Origin of the sequence: Streptomyces silvae (assembly GCF_016745505.1) — a bacterium.
GTDB lineage: Bacteria > Actinomycetota > Actinomycetes > Streptomycetales > Streptomycetaceae > Streptomyces > Streptomyces silvae.
Map to the genome: position 1 here is coordinate 1 of NZ_JAERUC010000027.1, position 23,228 is coordinate 23,228.

The 23,228-nt window shown below is 70.3% G+C and carries 17 protein-coding genes and 1 tRNA gene; 7 read left to right on the top strand and 11 right to left on the bottom strand.

Annotation, left to right across the window (positions count from 1 at the left end):
- Positions 1-39 precede the first annotated feature (39 nt).
- The 6 genes from JKV81_RS04060 to JKV81_RS04085 form a co-directional block, all read right to left on the bottom strand.
- Positions 40-126, bottom strand: a tRNA-Ser gene (locus JKV81_RS04060).
- 258 nt (positions 127-384) lie between these two features.
- Complete coding sequence (locus tag JKV81_RS04065; RefSeq protein WP_099173216.1) at positions 385-1,077, bottom strand: hypothetical protein; 693 nt, start codon at positions 1,075-1,077, stop codon at positions 385-387.
- 292 nt (positions 1,078-1,369) lie between these two features.
- Complete coding sequence (locus JKV81_RS04070; protein ID WP_202074928.1) at positions 1,370-2,089, bottom strand: ABC transporter permease; 720 nt, start codon at positions 2,087-2,089, stop codon at positions 1,370-1,372.
- Positions 2,090-2,119: 30 nt separating this feature from the next.
- Positions 2,120-3,031: an ABC transporter ATP-binding protein gene (locus JKV81_RS04075; protein WP_124277932.1), complete on the bottom strand. Its 912-nt coding sequence runs from the start codon at positions 3,029-3,031 to the stop codon at positions 2,120-2,122.
- Positions 3,028-3,936 (bottom strand): ABC transporter permease, encoded by a 909-nt coding sequence (locus JKV81_RS04080; protein ID WP_124277931.1) that lies wholly within the window; start codon positions 3,934-3,936, stop codon positions 3,028-3,030. Before JKV81_RS04080 ends, JKV81_RS04075 begins: the two co-directional genes overlap by 4 nt.
- The gene (locus JKV81_RS04085) at positions 3,926-4,939 is read right to left on the bottom strand and encodes an ABC transporter ATP-binding protein (protein ID WP_202074955.1); all 1,014 of its coding nucleotides are present in this window, start codon (positions 4,937-4,939) and stop codon (positions 3,926-3,928) included. Before JKV81_RS04085 ends, JKV81_RS04080 begins: the two co-directional genes overlap by 11 nt.
- A 318-nt stretch (positions 4,940-5,257) precedes the next feature.
- Between JKV81_RS04085 and JKV81_RS04090 the strand changes: the two genes are divergently transcribed.
- From JKV81_RS04090 to JKV81_RS04105, 4 genes are all read left to right on the top strand, one after another.
- A complete protein-coding gene (locus tag JKV81_RS04090; protein ID WP_202074929.1) occupies positions 5,258-7,084 on the top strand; it encodes an SDR family oxidoreductase in 1,827 nt (608 codons plus the stop codon).
- A gap of 334 nt (positions 7,085-7,418) precedes the next feature.
- Positions 7,419-7,961: an RNA 2'-phosphotransferase gene (locus tag JKV81_RS04095; protein ID WP_202074930.1), complete on the top strand. Its 543-nt coding sequence runs from the start codon at positions 7,419-7,421 to the stop codon at positions 7,959-7,961.
- A gap of 100 nt (positions 7,962-8,061) precedes the next feature.
- Positions 8,062-8,973 (top strand): LLM class flavin-dependent oxidoreductase, encoded by a 912-nt coding sequence (locus JKV81_RS04100; protein WP_202074931.1) that lies wholly within the window; start codon positions 8,062-8,064, stop codon positions 8,971-8,973.
- Between the two features lie 176 nt (positions 8,974-9,149).
- Entirely contained in the window at positions 9,150-9,992 is an 843-nt protein-coding gene (locus tag JKV81_RS04105) for a Cof-type HAD-IIB family hydrolase (RefSeq protein ID WP_129264629.1), read from the top strand.
- 70 nt (positions 9,993-10,062) lie between these two features.
- Here JKV81_RS04105 and JKV81_RS04110 read toward each other — a convergent pair whose 3' ends face one another.
- From JKV81_RS04110 to hisC, 5 genes are all read right to left on the bottom strand, one after another.
- Positions 10,063-11,778 carry a sensor histidine kinase gene (locus tag JKV81_RS04110; RefSeq protein WP_202074932.1) on the bottom strand — a complete coding sequence of 572 codons (1,716 nt, stop codon included), beginning with the start codon at positions 11,776-11,778 and terminating at the stop codon, positions 10,063-10,065.
- 62 nt (positions 11,779-11,840) lie between these two features.
- Positions 11,841-15,404 carry a thiol reductant ABC exporter subunit CydD gene (cydD, locus tag JKV81_RS04115; RefSeq protein ID WP_202074933.1) on the bottom strand — a complete coding sequence of 1,188 codons (3,564 nt, stop codon included), beginning with the start codon at positions 15,402-15,404 and terminating at the stop codon, positions 11,841-11,843.
- A 39-nt stretch (positions 15,405-15,443) separates the two neighbouring features.
- On the bottom strand, positions 15,444-16,445 hold the full coding sequence (gene cydB, locus JKV81_RS04120) for a cytochrome d ubiquinol oxidase subunit II (protein WP_202074934.1): 1,002 nt from the start codon (positions 16,443-16,445) through the stop codon (positions 15,444-15,446).
- Between the two features lie 19 nt (positions 16,446-16,464).
- Complete coding sequence (locus JKV81_RS04125) at positions 16,465-17,973, bottom strand: cytochrome ubiquinol oxidase subunit I (protein WP_129264625.1); 1,509 nt, start codon at positions 17,971-17,973, stop codon at positions 16,465-16,467.
- Between the two features lie 376 nt (positions 17,974-18,349).
- Positions 18,350-19,429, bottom strand: a complete 1,080-nt coding sequence (hisC, locus tag JKV81_RS04130) for a histidinol-phosphate transaminase (RefSeq protein ID WP_202074935.1) — start codon at positions 19,427-19,429, stop codon at positions 18,350-18,352.
- Positions 19,430-19,832: 403 nt separating this feature from the next.
- Between hisC and JKV81_RS04135 the strand changes: the two genes are divergently transcribed.
- The 3 genes from JKV81_RS04135 (at position 19,833) to JKV81_RS04145 (ending at position 23,184) form a co-directional block, all read left to right on the top strand.
- Entirely contained in the window at positions 19,833-20,945 is a 1,113-nt protein-coding gene (locus tag JKV81_RS04135) for a LacI family DNA-binding transcriptional regulator (protein WP_202074936.1), read from the top strand.
- Between the two features lie 174 nt (positions 20,946-21,119).
- On the top strand, positions 21,120-22,178 hold the full coding sequence (locus JKV81_RS04140) for a metallophosphoesterase (RefSeq protein WP_202074937.1): 1,059 nt from the start codon (positions 21,120-21,122) through the stop codon (positions 22,176-22,178).
- A gap of 181 nt (positions 22,179-22,359) precedes the next feature.
- Positions 22,360-23,184, top strand: a complete 825-nt coding sequence (locus tag JKV81_RS04145) for a hypothetical protein (RefSeq protein ID WP_202074938.1) — start codon at positions 22,360-22,362, stop codon at positions 23,182-23,184.
- Positions 23,185-23,228 lie beyond the last annotated feature (44 nt).

Genomic DNA, 23,228 nt, shown 5'->3' on the forward strand with positions numbered 1-23,228 from the left:
CGGCTTCGGCTTCGGCTTCGGCTTCGGCTTCGGCTTCGGCGGAGGATGCGCGGATCGAACGCGCGCGGGGCTCGCGCCCCGACGACGGCTTAGCAAGCCGCTGCCTTACCACTCGGCCAATCCTCCGGGAGGTGGCCGGCGCGCGGGACGCGCGGAGGGCCACCCGGGGGTCCTGCCGCGGCGACTGCGCGGGCAGCTGATGAAGCTACCGCGGTGCCGGCTGCGGACCACCCTGTCGGGAACACGACGGACTCGGACTCCTGGTCATCGCCGCGCTCCTCTCCCGGTCTGTACGAACGGCGCCCTTCCGGCGGCGTCCCCCTCACTGTGCCCGAGACCGCCGTCCGGGGACCACCCATTTATCCGGTTGCCCCCGGCCGTACGTCAGCCGCTCCTGCGGCGGCCCAGATCCCTCAGCCGGTGCGCGAGGTCATCCATGCGGGCATCGAGCCGGATGACGTCCTGCGAGACATCGGTGAGCCGGAGGCTGATCGCACCGACGACCTGGTACGTCACATCGAGCTTCCGGTCGAGGGAGTCGAGCCGCTGCGACATCCGGCCGAGCACGGGGCCGAGCTCCTGGAGCGCGCTTCCCACATCGGCGAGGCAGCCCTCGATGCGGGTGACGCGCCGGTCGAGCGAGACATAGGAGGCCCTGAGCTCCTCCTCCGCGTCGAGCAGGTGCGTGCGGACGCTGCGCGCGATGTCGCTGTCGCGAAGAAGCATGGCGACGTTGAGCACGGTCCTACGGGTGTAGAGCGTGAGCTGAGTGGGCGCCTGTGGATAACTTTCCGGCCCCTCACCCTTCCATAGGGACATCATGTCCCTATGGAAGGCGCGCAGCTCAGCGCCGCGCACCAGCCTGAGACCGTTCTCCTCCACCTCGGCGCGATGGCGCTGGGTCAGCTTCTTGATGACCTCTGTGGATACTTCGAAGTACCGGGCCACCTCCTCTGTGCGAAGGTGAATTCCGTCCGGGAGCATGACAAGGCTCTTGACCTTGTCGAGGACTTCGACGCGCCCCATCTGCTCGACCCGGAGGGCTTGGGATTCGAGCAGGGCGACTTCCGTGGGCATGGGTGTGCCTCTCGTGCGTGGGAATGGCAAGGACAGCCCTGTCCCCGGGCTGCGAGGGCGGAGGTCGCTCACGGTTGCCACTCACTCGATGACCGGTCGGGCGGGCGCTCGCCTCACCCCTGCCGGCATTCCCCGAATTCACGAAAGCTCGACGCCACAGATTCCAGTTGCCTCCACGCACCCTGTACAACGAGCCGAAAAACGTACAGTCACGCGACCCGCCCACCCTGAGCACGGAACAACCCCCGCCCGAGGGGCGGGGGTTGCGGGGGGGGGTGCGGCGGGGCCGGTCTCACTCCTCGCCGGCGAGCTTCAGCGCCCGCAGCTTCTGGCCCGCGTACCAGGTGGCCACGACCGTCACGCCGATCAGCAGGACGGTCGCGAGGGGCAGGCCGACGTCCGAGGTGACCGCGCCCTCCCCGGCGACCTTCTCGGCGACCGAGAGGGACCACTGCTGCACGCTGAGCGTCCTGGCCCCCGGCACCAGGCTGCCGAAGAGCGCCTCCCACACCAGCGCGTACACCAGGCCGAAGACGACCGCGTGCCGGCTGACCGTGCCGAGCAGCAGGAAGAGCGCGCTGTACGCGATCGAGGCGACCAGTGCGGCGATCGTGTAGGCCACGGCGATCTGTCCGCCGTTGCCGTTGAGGATCAGACCCGCGACGAACGTGGGCAGCGCCGAGAACAGCATCGTCACGGCGACGGCGACGATGAGCTTGGTGAAGATGATCGTGGGCCGCTTCACCGGCTTGGCGAGCAGGTAGACGATCGAGCCGTCGTCGATCTCCGGGCCGATGGCGCCGGTGCCCGCGATGACACCGATGAGCGGGACCATCGTGGCGATGGCGAAACCGCCCAGCACGCCGGAGGCGACACCGTCATCGGCTCCGGCGAACGCCCGTACCGCCACGGCGATGGCCACCAGGAAGACCGGCAGGACGAACAGGATGGCGGCCCGGCGCCGGCCGAGCAGGGCCCGGTAGGTGAGCCGGGCGACTGTGGGGTCGTACATGACGCTTCACAGCTCCTTTCAGGCCACTACTCAGGCCGCTACGAGATAGGAAAAGACCGATTCGAGGGACTCGTCGGACGGGGAGACGGTGAGCAGCCGGATGCCGTGTTCGCGCGCGACCTTCGGCAGCAGCACGGTGAACCGTCCGAAGTCGACGGCCTGGATCAGCAGGGCTCCCTCGGTGGTGTCGACCTCGATCCCCGCCGTCGACGGATCGGCGATGAGCGCGGCGGCGAGCGCGCGGTCGTCGCTGGACCGGACGAGATAGCGGTGCGGCCGGTCCGTCATCAGTCGGCGGATCTTCCGGAAGTCGCCCGACGCGGCGTGACGGCCGGCCACGATGACCTCGATGTGCGAGGCCAGCTGCTCGACCTCTTCGAGGATGTGGGAGGAGAAGAGCACGGTACGGCCCTCCGCCCCCATCCGGCGCAGCAGCTCCATGAGCTGCATCCGCTGGCGCGGGTCCATGCCGTTGAAGGGCTCGTCCAGGAGCAGCACCGACGGGTCGTGGACCAGCGCGGACGCCATCTTCACGCGCTGGCGCATGCCCTTGCTGTACGTCGAGATCTTGCGGTCCTGCGCGTACTCCATCTCGACCGTGGCCAGCGCCTTGTGCGCGGCCGCGTCGCCCAGTCCGTGCAGCTCGGCGTTGGCGACGACGAACTCGCGGCCGGTCAGGAAGTCGTACATCCCCTCCCGCTCCGGCACGATCCCGATCGCCTTGTAGACCGACTCGTTGCGCCAGATCTGTGTGCCGTCGAGCGTCACCGTGCCGGTCGACGGCGCGAGGAACCCGGCCATCATGTTGATCAGCGTGGACTTCCCGGCACCGTTGGGCCCGAGCAGTCCGGTGACTCCGGGGCCCACGGTCATGCTGACGTCGTTGACGGCGACCACATTGCCGAACCAGCGGGAGGTGTGGTCGATCTCGATGGTGGTCACAGCCCGACCCTCCGGTAGCGGCGCATCAGTACGGCGTACGAGCCGGCGACGAGCGCGAGAACAACGAGCAGATAGACCACGCCGGCGGCGGCTCCGGGCCCGTCACCGCCGGGGAAGGCGGAGGTGGCGCCGAGGAACGCGGTCTGCACCCCGTCGATCAGCGTGATCGGCGAGAACAGTCCCAGCCAGGTGATGGCACCGGCCGAATCCGTCTGCCAGGCGATGGCCTGGACCGTGGAGACCGCGCCGTAGGTGATGGTCAGCACGGCGATCACGGCGGCGACACCGAAGCCCCTGCGCGGTGTCAGCGCGGCGACCACCAGTCCGAGCCCGGCGAACAGCACGGAGAGCAGCGCCACCGAGACCATCCCCTGTCCGAAGCCCTTGGCCTGATCGGCGAAGTCGAACTTGGCCAGCAGCGCACCCACGAAGAGGATGACCAGGGGAAGCCCGGTCAGGATCAGCAGGGCCGACGTCATCGCCGCGAACTTGGCGAGGACGTAGTCGACGCGTTCGATCGGCCGCGAGAAGTACAGCGGCACGCTCTTGAAGCGGAGGTCCCTCGACACGGCCTGCGGCGCCTGGGAGGCGATGAAGAGCCCGATCACGGCCTGCAGGTAGATCGCGAAGTCCGTGTACTTGATGGGGAGTTTCGTCATGCCGGGTGTGGCGATGGCGACCGCGACGAGGATGAGCGACACCAGGCACATCACCCCGCAGAGCAGCATCGGCAGCACCTTGGACTTGGCGGACCTGCCGAGTCCGAACGAGCCCCGCAGGGTCTGCGAGTACAGCGACCTGCGGGCGTAGGCCCGGCCCAGCCGGACGCCGTCGTAGGAGCGGTATCCGATGTTGTGGATCCGGGAGGTGTCGTTCCCGGCCACGGTCCCGGTCTCAGTGCTCATCGCGACCGCTCCCCTTCTGCTGTCCGGCGCCCGCGGTCGCGGCGACGGCCGCCCGGGGTGCCTCTTCGGTACGGAAGACCTCGGCGATGTGGTGGCGCCGCTGTTCCATCCGGATGAGCCCCAGCCCGAGGCCGGCGACGCTGTCACGGACGACGTCGTACGTCTCCTCGCCCGTCGCCTCCACCAGAAGGATGTGGCCGGCGCCCGGCAGCCCCGCGGCGTCGAGGCCGTCGTGCCCGACGAGCTTGACCCCGGCTCCGGTGAGGGCGCGGCGCAGGGCGTCCGTGCCGTCGGGGTGGGTGTCGCTGTCGGTCACCTCGACGGCCAGCGTCGTGGTGATCTGCGTGAAGTCGCTGGTGGAGCTGGACCGCAGCAGCGCGCCGCCGTCGATGACGACGACGTGGTCACAGGTCCGCTCCAGCTCTCCGAGGAGGTGCGAGGTGACCAGCACCGAGATGCCGAAGTCGGTGTGGACACGGCGGATCAGGCCGAGCATCTCGTCCCGGCCGACGGGGTCCAGGCCGTTGGTCGGCTCGTCGAGAAGGACCAGTTTCGGGTCGTGGACCAGGGCCTGGGCCAGCTTCACCCGCTGCTTCATACCGGTCGAGTAGCCGCCGATGGGGCGGTAGCGCTCCTCGTACAGCCCGACGTGGCGCAGGGTGTCCGCGGTGCGCTCGCGCGCCGCGGTGGGCGGCAGCCCGGACATCCGCGCCATGTGGACCACGAACTCGGTCGCCGAGACGTCCGGGGGCAGGCAGTCGTGCTCGGGCATGTACCCGACCCGCTCCCGGATGGCGGCGCCCTCGGTCGCCACGTCGAGCCCGAGCACCGCGGCCCGGCCTTCGGTGGCGGGGGACAGACCCAGCAGGATCTTGATCAGTGTGGACTTGCCGGCTCCGTTGGAACCCACCAGACCGGTCACGCCCGGTCCGATGTCCAAGGAGAGCCGGTCAAGCGCGGTCACCCTCGGGAACCGCTTGCTCAGGCTTTCGGTTGCGATCACAGTCACGTCATCGACGGTAGTGGCGCGCGCCACAGGAGTCGTCAGACCTGACGGCTGTATCCGCGTCAGCCTCCAGGCGTACGGACCCGTAGGGGCCCCTCCCGAAGGGGGTCGTCCACACACGGTTGTCCGCACACGTTTGTCCGCACACGGTTCTCCCGCAGGTTTGTCCGCACAGGTTTGTGCACCAGGTTTGTCCACACGCAGTTGTCCACAGGTCCGGGGCACCCCTTGACGCGGTCGTACGTCGGTTGCCACATTCAGCGGTGTCACGTTACGGACGCGTACCGCAACGCCGGCACTGGACGAGGAGGCGGCGTGGAGCTGCGAGACGCGCGTGAGCGCTGGGTTCGTACGGGCGGTATCGAGCTGTGTGTCGCCGAGCTGGGCGATCCAGCACAGCCGACGATCGTGCTGGTGCACGGCTATCCGGACAGCAAGGAGGTCTGGTCCGAGGTCGCGGGGCGGCTGGCCGAGCGGTGGCACGTGGTCCTCTACGACGTCCGGGGCCACGGCAGGTCGACGGCGCCCAAGCCGCTGCGCGGAGGCTTCACGCTGGAGAAGCTGACCGATGACTTCCTGGCCGTCGCGGATGCCGTGAGCCCGGACCGGCCCGTCCATGTGGTCGGCCACGACTGGGGTTCGGTCCAGTCCTGGGAGTTCGCGACGGTGGAGCGGACCCAGGGCCGTATCGCCTCGTTCACGTCGATGTCCGGCCCTTCCCTCGACCACTTCGGGCACTGGATCAAGCGGCGGATGTCCCACCCGGACCCGCGTGGGGTGGGGCAGTTGCTCGGCCAGGGCGCCAAGTCCTGGTACGTGTACGCGCTCCACACTCCGGCCCTGCCCGAGATGGCCTGGCGCGGGGCGCTCGGCAGGCAGTGGCCGCGGATTCTGCAGCGGATGGAGAAGGTTCCCGCGGACGGCTATCCGACGGCGTCGCTCCCCCGGGACGCGTCCCACGGGGCCTGGCTCTACCGCGACAACATCCGCTCCCGCCTGCGCCGGCCGCGTCCGGATGCGTACGCGCATGTGCCGGTGCAGCTGATCACGCCGACCGGTGACGCCTTCCTCTCGCCGTCCCTCTACGACGAACTGGACACCTGGGCACCCCGGTTGGTGCGTCGCACGCTGCCCGCGAAGCACTGGGTCCCGCGCACCAGGCCGGACCAGCTGGCCTCCTGGATCGGCGAGTTCGCCGACAGGGTGCAGTCCGGAAGCGTGGAGCCCGGCGGCTTGGAGTCCGGCGGCGCGAACGGGTCCGTCGGCTCGGCTGGTGCGCTCGGCTCCGCAGTGCCGTCGGCGGCGTCGGGCGCCCATGCGGACCGTTTCGGAGGGCAGTTGGTCCTGGTGACAGGCGCCGCCTCGGGCATCGGGCGCGCGACAGCGCTCGCCTTCGCCGAGGCCGGAGCACGGGTGATCGCCGTGGACCGGGACGCCGAGGGCGTTGCCCGGACGGCGGAGGCCGCCCTGCGCGCCGGAGCGCCGGCCGCGTGGGGAGAGGTGGTGGATGTCGGGGACGAGCAGGCGATGGAGAAGCTCGGGGAGAAGGTCGCAGCCGAACACGGCGTCGTGGACGTCCTGGTGAACAATGCGGGCATCGGACTCTCCGGTGCTTTTCTCGACACCACGAGCGAGGACTGGAAGAAGGTCCTCGACGTGAATCTCTGGGGTGTCATCCACGGCTGCCGGATCTTCGGCAGGCAGATGGCCGAGCGCGGGCAGGGCGGCCACATCGTCAACGTCGCCTCGGCGGCGGCTTATCAGCCCTCACGTGTGCTGCCCGCGTACAGCACCTCCAAGGCGGCGGTGCTGATGCTCAGCGAATGCCTCCGCGCCGAACTGGCCGAGAAGTCGATCGGGGTCAGCGCCATCTGCCCGGGAGTCGTCAACACCGGCATCACCGGCTCCGCGCACTTCGCCGGGGTCGACGAGGCGGAGGAATCCCGCCTCCGGAAGCGGACGGCGCGGCTCTACTCCCTGCGCAACTACCCTGCGGAGAAGGTGGCTCGGGCGATTCTCGGCGCGGTGGTGCACAACAAGGCCGTGGTGCCGGTGACACCGGAAGCACGTGGGGCCCGGCTGCTGTCATTGGTCAGTCCTCGGCTCCTTAGGGGTCTCGCGCGGGTGAAGCCACCGCTGTGACGGGTGGGGCGAGTTCGGACCGCCGGAGTTGCAACGCCGTTGGTGTGGCAGCTGGTTACCCCAACATGCGCTAAGTGACAGGGCAGTTGCCCATGTCTGTTGGATTCGCGCTCGATTGACAAGCCTTGACATGCCCTGTGGATGTAAAACCCAAGCAAACTCAGACAAGTTGAGCAAATGCCTTATAAGGGACAGCACTTGTCCACAGAAACGCCAAACTGCCTGTGGATAACCCGAGTTGGCTGTGGATCAAACCTGTTCACACCAATGGACGCAGCGAACGCCGGGTGAAATCGAGGTGCGTCGGGTGGAAGGGCGAAGGCACTCTGACGGGATGGACGAACGACGCACCGTCACGGTGTCCAAGTACCTGTCGAAGCATCTGCGGCATGAGCCGGACCGGATCGGAATCAGCCTCGACGAGCACGGCTGGGTGGCCGTCGACGAACTGCTGCGGGCCTGCACCCGGCACGGTTTCACCCTCACCCGCGACGACCTCGACCACGTCGTCACGGTCAACGACAAGCAGCGGTTCACTCTGGACGGCGATCGCATCCGCGCGAATCAGGGCCACTCCGTCACCGTCGATCTCGGCCTGCCACCGGCCGAGCCACCGGCGTACCTCTACCACGGCACGGTTGCGCGGGTGCTCGACGCCATCCGCGCCGAAGGGCTCCGGCCCATGGACCGCCACCATGTCCACCTCTCGCCCGACCGTGAGACCGCGGTCCGTGTCGGCGCGCGGCGCGGCACCCCGGTCGTCCTCGCCGTGGACGCGGGAGCGATGCACCGGGCCGGCCACCTCTTCCACGTCAGCGCGAACGGGGTGTGGCTCACGGACGCCGTACCGCCGGCCTTCCTGCGCCTGCGGGAGTGAGGCGCCACGCACGGCGGCCCCGCCCCCTGAAGCTCCTCCGCGGTCGCCCCGCCAACGGCGTCCTACGGAGCCCCGTAGCCATCGCCGTAGAGTCGTGGCCATGACCTCCTCCCGTCGACTGAGCACCGTGATCCTGCCCATCCGCCGCTGGAACGACGGCGGGCGCTCCCTCTGGGTACGCGCCGAGGAGCTGGGATTCCACGCGGCGTACACCTACGACCACCTGTCCTGGCGGACCTTCCGCGACGGCCCGTGGTTCGGCGCCGTCCCGACCCTGACGGCGGCCGCCGCGGCCACCGAGCGGCTGCGCCTGGGCACGCTCGTCACCTCCCCCAACTTCCGGCATCCGGTGACCCTCGCCAAGGACCTCATCACCCTCGACGACGTCTCCGACGGCCGGATCACCCTCGGCATCGGCGCCGGTGGCAACGGCTTCGACGCGACCACGCTGCGCGGGAGCGACGAGGAGCCGTGGACACCGCGTGAACGCGCCGACCACTTCGACGAGTTCGTCCCCCTGCTCGACCGGCTGCTCCGGGAGCCCTCCGTCACGCAGGAGGGCCGTTTCTACGCCGCGAACGAGGCCCGGAACATTCCCGGCTGCGTGCAGCGCCCCCGGCTGCCCTTCGCGGTCGCCGCCACCGGCCCGCGCGGGCTGAGGCTCGCGGCACGGTACGGCCAGGCGTGGGTGACCACCGGTGATCCGAAGCTGTACGAGACCGGCACCCCCGAGCAGTCCGTCGCAGCCGTGCGCGGGCAGATCAGCCGGCTCGGTGCGGCCTGCGGGGAGACCGGCCGGGACGTCTCGGAGCTGGACAAGATCCTGCTGACCGGCTTCACCCCGGGCCGGCCGCTGAGGTCCCTCGACGCGTTCGTGGACTTCGCGGGCACGCACTTCGACCTCGGATTCACCGAGATCGTCGTCCACTGGCCGGTGCCGGACTCCGACTTCGCCATGGAGACCGAGCTGTTCGAGCGGATCGCCACCGAGGCTCTGGCACAGCTCGGCTGACCGCTCGGCCCCGCCGCAGAGCCGGAGGGAAGGGGGCTCCGGCCCTCCGGCCTGGGAGATCACCCTTTGCGAGCCGATGGCATATGCCGGAGTCATGTTCCGCAGCTCACGGACTCGCGCTCTCAGATGTGCGCCCCTCTGCACGCCCGTGCGACTCCGTACGGGAGAATGGGCGGGTGACCTCAGCTACCGACTCGCCTCTGCCTGCCGTGACCCGGCTGATCGCCACCGATCTGGACGGCACCCTCCTACGGGACGACAAGACCCTGTCCGACCGTACGACCGCCGCCCTGGCAGCCGCCGAGGAGGCGGGGATCGAGGTCTTCTTCGTCACCGGGAGGCCCGCCCGCTGGATGGAGGTCGTCAGCCCCCATGTGCAGGGCCACGGCATGGCGATCTGCGCGAACGGGGCCGCGGTCGTCGATCTCCACGACGGGACGCTGATCGACGTCCACCCGCTGGACCGGGGGATCGCCCTGGCCGTGGTCGACATCCTGCGTGAGTCCGCCCCAGGGGTGTCGTTCGCCGTCGAGCTCGCCACCGGCATCCACTACGAACCGGCCTACCCCCCGTTCCACATGGACCCGGGCGCCACGGTCGCCATCGCGGAGAAGCTGCTCCACGAGGAGGTCCCGGGCACCGGCACGCCGGTCCTGAAGGTCCTCGCCCACCACCCCGAACTGGCCCCGGACGCCTTCCTCACACTGGCGCGCGAGCTGGCGGGGGACCGGGCGTCGTTCACCCGGTCCAGCCCCACCGCGCTGCTGGAGATCAGCGGGCTCGGCGTCTCCAAGGCCCGTACGCTCGCCGCCTGCTGTGCGGAACGCGGCATCGCCGCGGGCGAGGTGGTCGCGTTCGGGGACATGCCCAACGATGTGGAGATGCTGAGCTGGGCCGGCGCCTCGTTCGCCATGGGCAACGCCCACCCGGCCGCCGTCGCCGCCGCGTCCGGTGTGACCCTCACCAACGACGAGGACGGCGTCGCGGTCGTCATCGAGCGGATCCTCGCAGCACGCTGAGCCGGACCGAGAGCGGATCCTCGCAGCACGCTGAGCCGGACCGAGAGCCGGATCCTCGCCGGAACGTACGTCAGAGCGGGACCTGCCAGGTCACCGTCGTGCCGCTGTCCCCCTCACCGGCCCCCGGCCCGAACCAGCTCGCACCGCCCAGCGACTCCGCGCGCCGCGCCAGGTTGCGCAGGCCGCTGCGCCTGCCGCCGTCCGGGATCCCCACCCCGTCGTCCGCGACCGTCAGCCGTACCGCGTCACGCCCGTCCGGCAGCACGGCGGTCGCGTCCACCGTCACCTCGACGCGCGAGGCCCTCGCGTGACGGAACGTGTTGGACAGGGCCTCACGCAGGGCCGCGATGAGGTTCTTGCCCGCGAGCTCCCCCACCAGCGAGTCGACGGGGCCCAGGAACCGGTGCGAGGGCATGAACCCCAGGGGCACCGCGGCCATGTTGATCTCCCGCATCACCCGGGTCCGCAGGCCCGACGGCGCCTCGGCCGGTTCCTGCTGGAGCGCGAAGATGGCCGTACGGATCTCCTGGATGGTCACGTCCAGTTCGTCCACGGCCCGCCCGATCCCGGCCTGGACGGCAGGGACCGGGGAGCGCCGCTGAGCGCCCTCCAGCATGATCCCCGTGGCGAAGAGCCGCTGGATGACGAGGTCGTGGAGGTCCCGGGCGATACGGTCGCGGTCCTCGTAGACGGCGAGCCTCTCCCGGTCGCGCTGGGCCTCGGCCAGCTTCAGCGCCAGGGCGGCCTGCGCGGCGAAGTGGGTGGCCAGCGTCCGCTCCGCCCGTGTGAACGGCCGGCCGCCCCGGACCCGCGGGATGGACAGCGCCCCGAGCACCCGGCCGCCGCTGCGCAGGGGGAGCAGCATGTGCGGGCCGAACCGGTCGGCCAGCCTGGTCAGCATGCGGGGGTCGGTCGCGGAGTCCTCCAGAAAGACCTCCTCACCCCTCAGGAGCGCCGCCACCACGGGGCTCTGCGGCGGGATGATCACCCCGAGCGACGCGGACGGCTTGTCCCCTGCGATGGCGACGATCTCCAGACCTCCCTCGGCGGCCGGCAGCAGCACGATCCCGGCGGCCGCGTCGGCGAGGCGGCGCGCCTGCTCGGCGACGACGCCGAGCGCCTCGTCGGCGTCCCCGGCGGAGAGCAGGGCGGTGGTGACGGCCACCGATCCGTCGATCCACTGTTCGCGCTGTCGCGCGGCGTCGTACGTCCGCGCGTGACCGATGGCGATCCCCGCCTCCGTGGCCAGCACGCGCAGCATGTGCAGTTCGTCGTCGCCGAACGCATCCCCGCCGCGCTTCTCCGCCACATAGAGGTTGCCGAAGATCTTGCCCTGGACCCGGATCGGGACCCCCAGGAACGTGCGCATCTTCGGGTGGGCGGCCGGGAATCCGGCGAAGCGGGGATCCGCCGCCAGATCCTCCAGGCTGATGGGCACACCGTCCTCGATCAGCGCGCCCAGCAGACCCGTGTGCCCGTCGGGCGGCCGGCCGATGGCCCGGGCGACGTCGTCGGGCACTCCATGGGTGATGAAGTCGCAGAGGCTCTCACCGGGCCGCTCGACGACGCCGATGGCCGCGTAGCGGGCGTGGGCGAGTTCGGCCGCGGTCTCGCAGATGCGCTCCAGGGTGGAGTGCAGTCCGAGCCCCGTGCCGACGGACCTGGTCGCCTCCAGCAGCTGCGGAACCCGTGCGGTCAGCTCCGCCGAGAGCCCCCGCAGGGGCCCGTTGCGCTGCTGCGCGTCGCCGGGAGAGCTTTCCGGGTCCTTCGGCTCCTGCTCTGCCATGACCTGAGCGTAGTAAGTACGGAATGGTCCGGAAAGTCGGGATCGGTGCCGCCTCGCCGCGCTCAGGCCCCTGCCGCCACCGCCTCCACCCGCCGCATCCGCTCCGGCTCCGAGCCCACCGGCTCCTGTTCGCGTGCGAGCATCCTGCGCAGCGGCCCGTCCTCCGTGGCCAGGGCGGCGTACGGCCCCTGCTGCACCACCCGGCCCCCGTCCAGTACCAGGACCTCGTCGACCGCCTCGATCCCCGCCAGCCGATGGGTGATCAGCACGGTCGTACGTCCCTGGGTGGCGGCCAGCAGATCCTCGGTCAGCGCGTCCGCCGTCGCCAGGTCCAGGTGTTCCGCGGGCTCGTCGAGCACGAGTACGGGGAAGTCGGCGAGCAGCGCGCGGGCCAGCGCCAGCCGCTGTCGCTGGCCGCCCGACAGCCGCGCCCCGTGTTCACCCACCAGCGTGTCGAGACCGTCGGGCAGCGCCTCGGCCCAGTCCAGCAGCCGGGCGGCGGCCAGGGCGTCCCGCAGCTGTCCGTCCGTCGCGTCCGTGCGGGCGAGCCGCAGGTTCTCGCGGATGGAGCTGTCGAAGACGTGGGCGTCCTGGGCGCACAGTCCCACGAAGGTCCGGACCGTGTCGCCGTCCAGCGACGCCGCTTCGACACCGCCGAGACCGTACGTCCCCTCCCGGGCGTCCAGGAAGCAGAGCAGGACCTGGGCGAGCGTGGTCTTTCCCGAACCGGACGGGCCGACGACGGCGACCCGCTTCCCGGGGTGGAGCGTCAGGTCGACGGAGTGCAGAGCATCGCGGTCCGCGCCCTCGTACCGGGCCGACAGCCCTCGTACGTCGAGCGGGAAGGGCGACGCGGGCGCCTCGGCGGGCTCCACCGGCTCCACGACCGGTACCGGGGCGTCCAGCACCTCGTAGACCCGCTCCGCGCTCCGCCGGACCCGTTGGCGGTACTGCACCGCGAGCGGGAGTCCCGTCACGGCCTCGAACGCCGCCAGGGGCGTGAGGACGACCACGGCGAGTTCGACCCCGGCCAGCCTCCCGTCCGCCACGGCGGGCAGTGCCACGATCGCAGCGCCCACGACGGTCAGCCCGCAGACCAGGGCGGTCAGCCCGCCGCCCAGCGCGGTCGCGGTCGCCGCGCGCGAGGCGATCCGCGTCAGGACGCCGTCCGCCGCACGCACCTCCTCCTTGCGGGCCGGCAGTGCACCCGCGACGGCCAGCTCGGCGGTCCCGCCGAGCAGATCGGCGACACGTACGGCCAGGGCGGCCCGGGCGGGTGCCAGCCGGCGCTCGGCCCGACGTGCGCAGACCCCGCTCAGCCACGGCACGCCCACCCCCGCGAGGAGCAGCCCCGCGGCCAGGACCGCGCCCGCCTCCGGCAGCAACCAGCCGGTGAAGGCGGCAGCCCCGGTCCCGACCAGGAGCGCGGTCGCGGCAGGCAGCAGCCAGCGCAGCCAGTAGTCCTGCAAGGCGTCCACGTCGGAGACCAGCCGGGACAGCAGGTCGCCGCGCCGTGCGTTCCGGAGACCGGCGGGCGCGATCCGCTCCAGGCCGCGGTAGACCGCCACCCTGAGATCGGCGAGCATCCTGAGCACGGCGTCGTGGGACACCAGCCGCTCGGCGTAGCGGAAGACGGCCCGGCCCATGCCGAAGGCCCGGGTCGCGGTGACCGCGACCATCAGATACAGGATCGGGGGCTGCTCGGAGGCGCGCGAGATCAGCCAGCCGGAGACGGCCATCAGGCCGACCGACGACCCCACGGCGAGGCTGCCCAGCAGCAGTGCCAGGCCGAGCTTCCCGTGCTGGGACCCCGCGGCCTCCCGCACCCGGGCCAGCACCCGGCCCCCGGCCCTGGGGGCCGTGTCCCTGAAGAGCACGGGGGACAGCACGGGCTCCCCCACGGGCGGACGCCCGTCATCGTCCCGAGCACCGGACTCGGTCCCCACCGGCGTGCCCTGGGCCGCCCCGTCGTCCGCACCCTGCCGCCCGGTCGGTGCGGGTTCCAGCGTCACCACCCGGTCGGCGACCGTGAGCAGCGCCGGCCGGTGCACGACCAGCAGCACCGTGCGCCCCGCCGCCAGCCTCCGGACCGCGTCGACGATGCCCGCCTCCGTCTCGCCGTCCAGGCTCGCCGTCGGCTCGTCGAGCAGCAGCAGAGGCCGGTCGGCGAGGAAGGCACGCGCCAGCGCCAGCCGCTGACGCTGCCCGGCGGAGAGTCCGGCGCCGTCCTCACCCAGCTCCGTACCCGTGCCGTCCGGCAGCGCGGCCACGAAGTCGTACGCGCCTGCCTCGCGCAGCGCTGCCATGACCGCCGCGTCGTCCGCGTCCGGGCGGGCCAGGCGCACGTTCTCCGCGATCGTCCCGGCGAAGAGATGGGGGCGCTGGGGCACCCAGGCGATCTGCTCACGCCAGCGTTCGGGGGAGAGGGAGGACAGATCCGCCCCGCCGACCCTGACCCGCCCCTCGTCGGGCGCGGTGAACCCCAGCACCACACCGAGGAGCGTGGACTTGCCGATCCCGCTGGGGCCGACCAGGGCGACGGTCTCCCCCTGCTCGACCACGAGCGAGGCAGCGTCCAGCGAAGGCTCGGTCCTGCCCTCGTGCCGGACCGTCACCCCGTCCAGCTCCAGCCGGAGGGACGGCGGTACGTCCTGGGATCCGCCGGCCGGAGGCTCGGTCTCCAGCACCGCGAAGATCTCCTCCGCGGCCGAGAGTCCTTCCGCGGCCGCGTGGTACTGCGCGCCGACCTGGCGGATCGGCAGATAGGCCTCCGGCGCCAGGATGAGAACCACCAGGCCGGTGTAGAGATCGAGCTCGCCGTGGACGAGCCGCATCCCGATCGTCACCGCGACCAGGGCCACCGAGAGGGTCGCCAGCAGTTCCAGGGCGAAGGAGGAGAGGAAGGCGATCCGGAGCGTCTTCAGCGTGGCCCGGCGGTACTGCGAGGTGATGGCGCGGATCGACTCCGCCTGCGCCTTGGCCCGCCCGAAGACCTTCAGCGTCGGCAGTCCGGCGACCACGTCCAGGAAGTGCCCGGAGAGGCGGGACAGCAGCTTCCACTGACGGTCCATCCGGGACTGGGTGGCCCAGCCGATCAGGATCATGAAGAGCGGGATCAGCGGCAGCGTCACCACGATGATCGCCGCCGAGACCCAGTCCTCGGTGACGATCCGGGCCAGCACCGCCACCGGTACGACGACCGCGAGGCCGAGCTGCGGGAGATAGCGCGAGAAGTAGTCGTCGAGGGCGTCGACGCCCCGGGTGGCCAGAGCGATCAGCGAACCGGTGCGCTGCCCGCTCAGCCAGTCCGGCCCCAGGTCCGAGGCCCGTTCCATGAGCTGGCCACGCAGCTCGGACTTGACCGCGGAACTCGCCCGGTACGCGGCCAGTTCGGTCAGCCACGCCACGAGCGCCCGTCCCAGCGCGACAGCGGCGAGCAGGAGCAGCGGTGTGCGGAGCCCGGAAACGGTCAGGCCGTCCTCGAACCCGCCCACCACCACTTCGGCGACGAGCATGGCCTGGGCGATGACCAGGCCCGCCCCGACCAGGCCCAGCGCCACCACGGCCGCAAGGAAGAACCGGGTGGCCCTGGCGTACCGGAGCAGGCGCGGGTCGATCGGTTTCACGTGAAACAGCTCCCCAGTGAACTCATGTCATTCGCTCGTTCAGTGCGCGTCGGCGATGTGGTGCGTACCGATGCGCTTACGGAACACCCAGTACGTCCAGCCCTGGTAGAGCAGCACCACGGGGGTCACGATCCCGGCGCACCAGGTCATGATCTTGAGGGTGTACGGGCTGGACGAGGCGTTGGAGACCGTCAGGTTCCAGGCGTCGTTCAGCGAGGACGGCATCACGTTCGGGAAGAGCGTCAGGAAGAGCATGGCGACGGCCGCCGTGATGGTCACCCCGGAGAACGCGAACGACCAGCCCTCGCGTCCGGCGGCGATGGCACCGATGGCCACGACCAGCGACACCACGGCCGTGATCATCGCCGCCAGGCTCCAGCCGTTGCCGTTGTCCGCCTGGGTCCAGGCCAGGAAGCCCAGTGCGAGCACGGCGGTGGCCAGACCGAGCTTGAGGGCCAGCCACCGGGCACGCGCCCTGATGTCCCCGACGGTCTTCAGCGCGGCGAACACCGAGCCGTGGAAGGTGAAGAGGAACAGCGTGACCAGCCCGCCCAGAATGGCGTACGGGTTCAGCAGGTCCCAGAGGTTGCCGACGTACTCCATGTCGGCGTCGATCTTCACGCCGCGGACGATGTTCCCGAAGGCCACGCCCCAGAGGACGGCCGGGATCAGCGAGGTCCAGAAGATCGCGTGCTCCCAGTTGGTCTGCCACCGCTCCTCGGGCCGCTTCGCCCGGTACTCGAAGGCCACCCCGCGCACGATCAGGCAGATCAGGATGAGCAGCAGGGGCAGGTAGAACCCGGAGAACAAGGTGGCGTACCACTCCGGGAAGGCCGCGAAGGTCGCGCCGCCCGCACTGAGCAGCCACACCTCGTTCCCGTCCCAGACCGGCCCGATCGTGTTGATCAGGACCCGGCGCTCCTTGCGGTCGCGGGCCAGCAGCTTGGTGAGGACCCCGATACCGAAGTCGAATCCCTCCAGGAAGAAGTAGCCGGTCCACAGGACGGCGATGAGCACGAACCAGACGTCGTGGAGTTCCATCTCTCAGCTCCGCTTGATCTCAGTAGGAGAAGGCCATCGGCCGGTCGGCGTCCTGGTCGTGACCGCCGATCCGGGTGGGCGGGTTGAGGTCGGCCTCGGTGAGCTCGGGCGGCCCGGCCTTGACGTACTTCAGGAGGAGCTTGACCTCGATGACGGCGAGCACCGCGTAGAGCGCCGTGAAGCCGATCATGGAGGTGAGGACCTCCCCCTGCGAGACCCCCGGGGATACCGCGTCGCGGGTCTGGAAGACGCCGTACACCACCCAGGGCTGTCGCCCCATCTCGGTGAAGATCCAGCCCCAGGAGTTGGCGATCAGGGGGAAGAGCATGGTCCAGAGCGCGGTGATCCAGTAGAGCTTGGCCAGCTTCGGGCTCAGGGCCTTGTTCTTGAAGAGCACCAGGTTCGGTACGTCGTCCTCGCCGGTGCGCATCGACTCCGGGAGCATGAACTTTCTCCGGGTCAGCCAGAGCCCCAGGATGCCGAGGCCGAAGGAGGCCATGCCGAAGCCGATCATCCAGCGGAAGCTCCAGAACGCGACCGGGATGTTGGGCCGGTAGTCGCCCGGGCCGTACTTCTCCTGCTCCGCCTTGTTGATGTCGTTGATGCCGGGGATGTACGAGGTGAAGGTGTCGTCCGCGAGGAAGGACAGCACGCCGGGGATCGAGATCTCCACGGTGTTGTGCCCCTTGGCGACGTCGCCGACCGCGAAGAGCGAGAAGGGCGCTCCGTCCTCGCCCTCCCACAGGGCCTCGGCCGCCGCCATCTTCATGGGCTGCTGCTTGAACATCACCTTGCCGAGGACGTCACCGCTGACGGCGGTCAGCAGACCGGCGATCACCACGGTGACCAGTCCGAGCCGCAGTGAGGTCCGCATCACCCGGATGTGCTTCTTGCGCGCCAGGTGGAAGGCGGCGATACCGACCATGAAGGCGCCGCCCACGAGGAAGGCCGCGGTGATCGTGTGAAAGAACTGGGCGAGCGCGGTGTTCTGCGTGAGCACGTGCCAGAAGTCGGTCAGCTCGGCACGGCCGCGTTCCTCGTTGATCCGGTAGCCGACCGGGTGCTGCATCCAGGAGTTGGCGGCCAGGATGAAGAACGTCGAGAGGATGGTGCCGATGGACACCATCCAGATGCAGGCGAGGTGGATCTTCTTCGGCAGCTTGTCCCAGCCGAAGATCCACAGGCCGATGAAGGTGGACTCGAAGAAGAACGCGATCAGCGCCTCGAAGGCGAGCGGGGCGCCGAAGACGTCACCGACGAACCGCGAGTAGTCGGACCAGTTCATGCCGAACTGGAACTCCTGGACGATGCCGGTGACCACACCCATGGCGATGTTGATCAGGAAAAGCTTGCCCCAGAACTTGGTGGCCCTGAGGTACTTCTCGTTGTCCGTGCGCACCCAGGCGGTCTGCAGGCCGGCGGTGAGCGCGGCAAGCGAGATCGTCAGGGGGACGAACAGGAAGTGGTAGACGGTGGTGATGCCGAACTGCCAGCGCGCCAGGGTCTCTGGTGCCAGAGCCAGGTCCACGACTCTTCTCCTTACGTCGCCGCGATCACACCCACGGGCCGCCCGTCGAACCACCCGATCACGGGAGGAAACGGGATGCGCTTGTGAACGCGTTCACATTCACAAGCAATTATGGCGCACATGTCTTCGAGGCCATCGAGTGGGGGGTGCTTTCCGGCCGACCCGGCCGGAGCCACCCGAAAACGGACAGGTCACCGGGCACGGCCGGCAGCCCACGGAGCACGGAAAACGCGGTGGCCGAGCAGGTCGCGGCGAGCCCGCCGCGCGGAACACACAGCGGCCCCGGGCGGCGAGCCCGCCGCGCGGGACACACGGCGGCCCCGGACCTCGGTCGTCGAGGTCCGGGGCCGCCGGAGGTCCGGGAGCAGCCGCGCCGCTACAGCTCCTGGCGGAAGGACTCCGCCACCTTCAGGAACACATCATTGGCCTCGGACTCCCCGATCGTGACCCGCACCCCCTCGCCGGCGAACGGCCGGACGACCACACCCGCCCGCTCGCAGACCCCGGCGAATTCGAGCGTACGGTCCCCGAGCCGCAGCCAGACGAAGTTCGCCTGGGACTCCGGAACGGTCCAGCCCTGCCGCACGAGCCCGTCGTACACCCGGGACCGCTCGCCGACCAGCGATCCGACCCGGCCCAGCAGCTCGTCCTCGGCGCGCAGCGAGGCGACCGCGGCGTCCTGTGCGACCTGGCTGACCCCGAACGGCACGGCCGTCTTGCGCAGCGCCGCCGCCACGGGCTCGTGCGCCACCGCGAAACCGACCCGCAGACCCGCGAGGCCGTACGCCTTGGAGAAGGTCCGCAGCACCGCGACATTGGGCCGCTCACGGTAGATCTCGATGCCGTCCGGCACGTCGGCGTCCCGGATGAACTCCTTGTACGCCTCGTCGAGCACGACCAGGACATCGCTCGGGACGCGGTCGAGGAACCGCTCGAGCTCGGCCCGGCGCACCACCGTGCCGGTCGGGTTGTTGGGATTGCAGACGAAGATCATCCGCGTCCGGTCGGTCACCGCCCCGGCCATGGCGTCGAGGTCGTGCACCTCGCCGGCGGTCAGCGGGACCTTGACCGACGTGGCGCCGCTGACCTGCGTGATGATCGGGTACGCCTCGAACGAGCGCCAGGCGTAGATGACCTCGTCACCCGGGCCCGAGGTGGCCTGGAGCAGCTGCTGGGCGACACCGACCGAGCCCGTACCGGTGGCCAGGTGGGAGACCGGCACGGCGAACCGCTCCGCCAGCTCGTTCATCAGGCCGGTGCAGGCCATGTCCGGGTACCTGTTGAAGCTCGCGGCCGCGGCCAGCGCGGACTCCATGACACCGGGCAGCGGGGGATACGGGTTCTCGTTGGAGGACAGCTTGAAGGCCACCGGTCCGTCCGCGGACGCCGGCTTGCCCGGCACATACGCAGGGACGCCGTCCAGCTCGGCGCGCAGCTTGGGGCTCGTCTCGCTCACCGCAGGTCCTCCTCGACCGTCCGTACAGTTCAATACTGCTCACCTTATGAGGATTGGGCACCTGTGCGAACGGCCAGGCCCCCGAAATCGCCCGCCCCGACGGGAAACGCCCGCCGCGCACGGCTCCGGGAGGCTCCGAGAGGGGGAGCGCCGCGCATTCCGCCGCGCGCCGGTCGCTCACTCCGTGGCGCGCATCCCTCGAACAGGTGAGTTGAGACCTCTTCGAGACATGGACCATTCAGCAGGTTCCTGCGCGCCCATGCATGACACATCATCCTCAGAAGGCTCAACGCCCTTGCATCACAAGGCATTTAACAGTTTATGATCATGCAGAAACGTGCCTGTCAACGTAGGCATATGCGACCGGCCTGACCATGCGTCAGAGCCCTACTATCGGCTCGCCATGACAGCAGCAGGGAAGCACCAGGTAAGCCGGACAGAGACGCCCCGCCGCAAGGGCCGGCCAGGACGGGCGGGGATCCGGGACGTCGCCGCGGCGGCCGGGGTCTCCATCACGACCGTGTCCGACGCCCTCAACGGCAAGGGCAGGCTCCCGGATGCCACCCGCCGCCATGTCCGCGAGGTCGCCGAACGGCTGGGTTACCGCCCGTCCGCGGCGGCCCGAACCCTCCGTACCGGCAAGTCGGGGCTCATCGGCCTGACCGTGACCACGTACGGGGATGAACCTTTCACCTTCACCGAGTTCGCGTACTTCGCGGAGATGGCGAGAGCCGCCACCTCGGCCGCGCTCGCCCGTGGCTACGCCCTCGTGATCCTCCCGGCCACCTCCCGGCACGACGTGTGGTCCAACGTCGCGCTGGACGGAACGGTCGTCATCGACCCCTCCGACCAGGACCCGGTGGTCACCGAACTCGTGCGCCAGGGTCTGCCCGTCGTCTCCGACGGGCGCCCGGCCGGCACGCTCCCGGTCACGGCCTGGGTCGACAACGATCACCGGGCGGCCGTCCTCGACCTCCTGGACCACCTCGCGGCCGCCGGAGCACGCCGGATCGGGCTGCTCACCGGCACCACCACCGACACGTACACACGGCTCTCGACCACCGCCTACCTCCACTGGTGCGAGCGGGTCGGCCAGGATCCGGTCTACGAGTCCTACCCGGCCCACGATCCCTGTGCGGGCGCGGTCGCGGCCGACCGCCTCCTGGCCCGTCCCGACCGCCCCGACGCCGTCTACGGGCTCTTCGACCCCAACGGCACGGATCTGCTCGCCGCCGCCCGGCGCTACGGCCTGCGGGTCCCCGAGGACCTCCTGCTGGTCTGCTGCAGCGAGTCCACGGTGTACGCGTCCACCGAGCCGCCCATCACCACGCTCTCGCTGAAGCCGCGCAGAATCGGCACGGCGGTCGTCCAGCTCCTCATCGACGCCATCGAAGGGGTCGAACACGACGGCCCGGTGGAGCAGGTGATACCGACGGAGCTCATCGTCCGGACGTCCTCGCAACGGCGTCCGCCACGCACCACGGTCAGCGCTCCGCGATCACCGGCCGGGGACTGATCGGATTAATCCGGACCAAACGGCCGATGAACCGGATGCTCGCACGGATTCACCACCCCTGGTGCGTCACACAGCACGATCCGCATTCCTATGATGGGCGCACGACACCGCGGACCACCTCTACCAGGCAGGGCCCGTCAGGTGTACGGAGGCGCGACGGTGGTGGAGGGGTCGATGACTCAGGGGGCCGGTCAGGAACCCGTGGTGCGGACAGCGACGTTGCGTGACTTCCGCGTACCGCCGTATGCGCAGGTGCCGATGCCCGCGCCCTTGCCGCACCCCGGCAACGTCGCACCGGGCGGCGAACCGCCGGAGGGGTACACCCCCACCGAGCGCGATCTTCCCGTGATCAACCGCGGCGACACCGTCCAGGTGGAGGCCGTACCGGAGCCCCGGCCCGCCGCCGGGACGGGCCGCGGCCCGCTGTACGTCGTCGGCGACGTCCACGGCTACCTGGACGAGCTCCTGGCCGCCCTGCGCGAGCAGGGCCTCGTCGACGCCGACGGCCGGTGGGCGGCCGGCAACGCCAGGCTCTGGTTCCTCGGCGACTTCACCGACCGCGGTCCTGACGGCATCGGCGTCATCGACCTCGTCATGCGCCTCTCCGCCGAGGCCGCGGCCGCCGGCGGGTACTGCAAGGCGCTCATGGGCAACCACGAGCTGCTGCTGCTCGGTGCCAAGAGGTTCGGCGACACCCCGGTGAACTCCGGTGCGGGAACCGCGACCTTCCAGGCCGCCTGGCTGCTCAACGGCGGCCAGAAGACGGACATGGAGCGGCTCCAGGACGTCCATCTCCAGTGGATGGCCCGGCTCGACGCGGTCGTCGAGGAGGACGGGCATCTGCTGATGCACTCCGACACGACCGCCTACCTCGACTACGGCTCGACCATCGAGGACGTCAACGACACGGTGCACGCCATTCTGACGCGGAACGACGCCGACGAGTGCTGGGACCTCTTCCGCAAGCTCACCAAGCGGTTCGCCTTCCGTGACGAGGGCGGCGCCCAGGCCGTCCGGGACCTGATGGCGACGTACGGCGGACAGCGCGTCGTCCACGGTCACAGCCCCATTCCGTACCTGCTCGGCGAGGTCGGCTCCGAGGAGGGTGAGGACGTGGCACGGCCCGTGGTGGACGGTCCGCACGTCTACGCCGAGGGGCTCGCCATCGCCATGGACGGCGGGGTGACCATGGCCGGAAAGCTGTTGGTGGTGCAACTCCCCCTGCATGACTGACGGTCGACGGGGAAGACGCATCACGACCCGACACCGTCAGCGGCTGGGCCTATTTCCGGAAACACCCTGTCACCCCGTGCCGTAGGCGCTCTACCATCGGCGTACCAGTCGCAGGCTCTCCTCCGTTTCCGCCCGATCGCCCGGCCCGTACGGTCGGTCAGGCCCTACGGAGCATCGGGGGATGCACATGAAAAGCGCTCCGCACCTGCTGGCCGAGGACCGCCCCGAGTACGAGCGGATCCTTGCCGACGCGCTGCGTCATGCTCACGAACGACCGGATCTGGACGGGGTCGGCGACCGTCTCAACGCGGAACAGCTGCGGACGATGGCCCTCAACGCCACGCCCCTGATCACCGCCGCGGCGGCCACCGAGTACGACCACTACGTCAAGGTCCGCGGCGAGCTGCGCGGACCGGGGGAACCGGACGCCGAGACATCCGTCCTCGGGTCCACCACGGACGAGGCCGATCCCACGGGCGCGGGCACCCTCGCGGTGATCGCCGTGCTGGCACCCGTCCTGGCGGGCACGGCCGCGCTGATATTCCTGGTGGTCGGCTACCCCCTGAAGGCGCTCAGCCCCGCCCCGGCCTTCGCCGGGACCATGGTCGCCGCCGGGTGGTTCTTCGCGGCCGTCGCGGCCGCGGCCATCCTCGTCGCCGCGGTGGGACTCCTCGTCACCGCCCTGCGCAACGGAGCCACCGCGCTCCCGGCCGTGGACGAGGAGGAGGAGCTGCCGGAGGACGTGGCACGCGCCCGGGAGGCCTGGCGCCACGCCCTGCTGGAGCGCGGCATCCTGCCCTTCCTCCGCGACGCGCTGGCCGACCCGACCGCGGGCCCCGCCTCACGCACGCCGCACCGGTCGGCCAACCGCATCCCGAAGATCGGCTACAGCAGGCCGGACTTCTCCGGCCCGGAGGACGGCCCCTCGGCCGGTCCCCGCCCGACTTTCACCAGCCCCGACTTCACCAGTCCGGACTTCGGCGGCCCGGAGCATCAGCCGGAGTGATCGGGGCGGTACTCCTCATGCTTCATCAGCACGATATGGCGACC

Excerpts from the sequence above, each read along its gene's own strand:
- JKV81_RS04095 (WP_202074930.1), top strand. The coding sequence starts at position 7,419 with ATGGACGAACGACGCACCGTCACGGTGTCCAAGTACCTGTCGAAGCAT.
- JKV81_RS04100 (WP_202074931.1), top strand. The coding sequence starts at position 8,062 with ATGACCTCCTCCCGTCGACTGAGCACCGTGATCCTGCCCATCCGCCGC.
- JKV81_RS04140 (WP_202074937.1), top strand. The coding sequence starts at position 21,120 with ATGACTCAGGGGGCCGGTCAGGAACCCGTGGTGCGGACAGCGACGTTG.
- JKV81_RS04145 (WP_202074938.1), top strand. The coding sequence starts at position 22,360 with ATGCACATGAAAAGCGCTCCGCACCTGCTGGCCGAGGACCGCCCCGAG.
- JKV81_RS04135 (WP_202074936.1), top strand. The coding sequence starts at position 19,833 with ATGACAGCAGCAGGGAAGCACCAGGTAAGCCGGACAGAGACGCCCCGC.
- JKV81_RS04065 (WP_099173216.1), bottom strand. The coding sequence starts at position 1,077 with ATGCCCACGGAAGTCGCCCTGCTCGAATCCCAAGCCCTCCGGGTCGAG.
- JKV81_RS04110 (WP_202074932.1), bottom strand. The coding sequence starts at position 11,778 with ATGGCAGAGCAGGAGCCGAAGGACCCGGAAAGCTCTCCCGGCGACGCG.
- cydB (WP_202074934.1), bottom strand. The coding sequence starts at position 16,445 with ATGGAACTCCACGACGTCTGGTTCGTGCTCATCGCCGTCCTGTGGACC.
- JKV81_RS04080 (WP_124277931.1), bottom strand. The coding sequence starts at position 3,936 with ATGAGCACTGAGACCGGGACCGTGGCCGGGAACGACACCTCCCGGATC.
- JKV81_RS04070 (WP_202074928.1), bottom strand. The coding sequence starts at position 2,089 with ATGTACGACCCCACAGTCGCCCGGCTCACCTACCGGGCCCTGCTCGGC.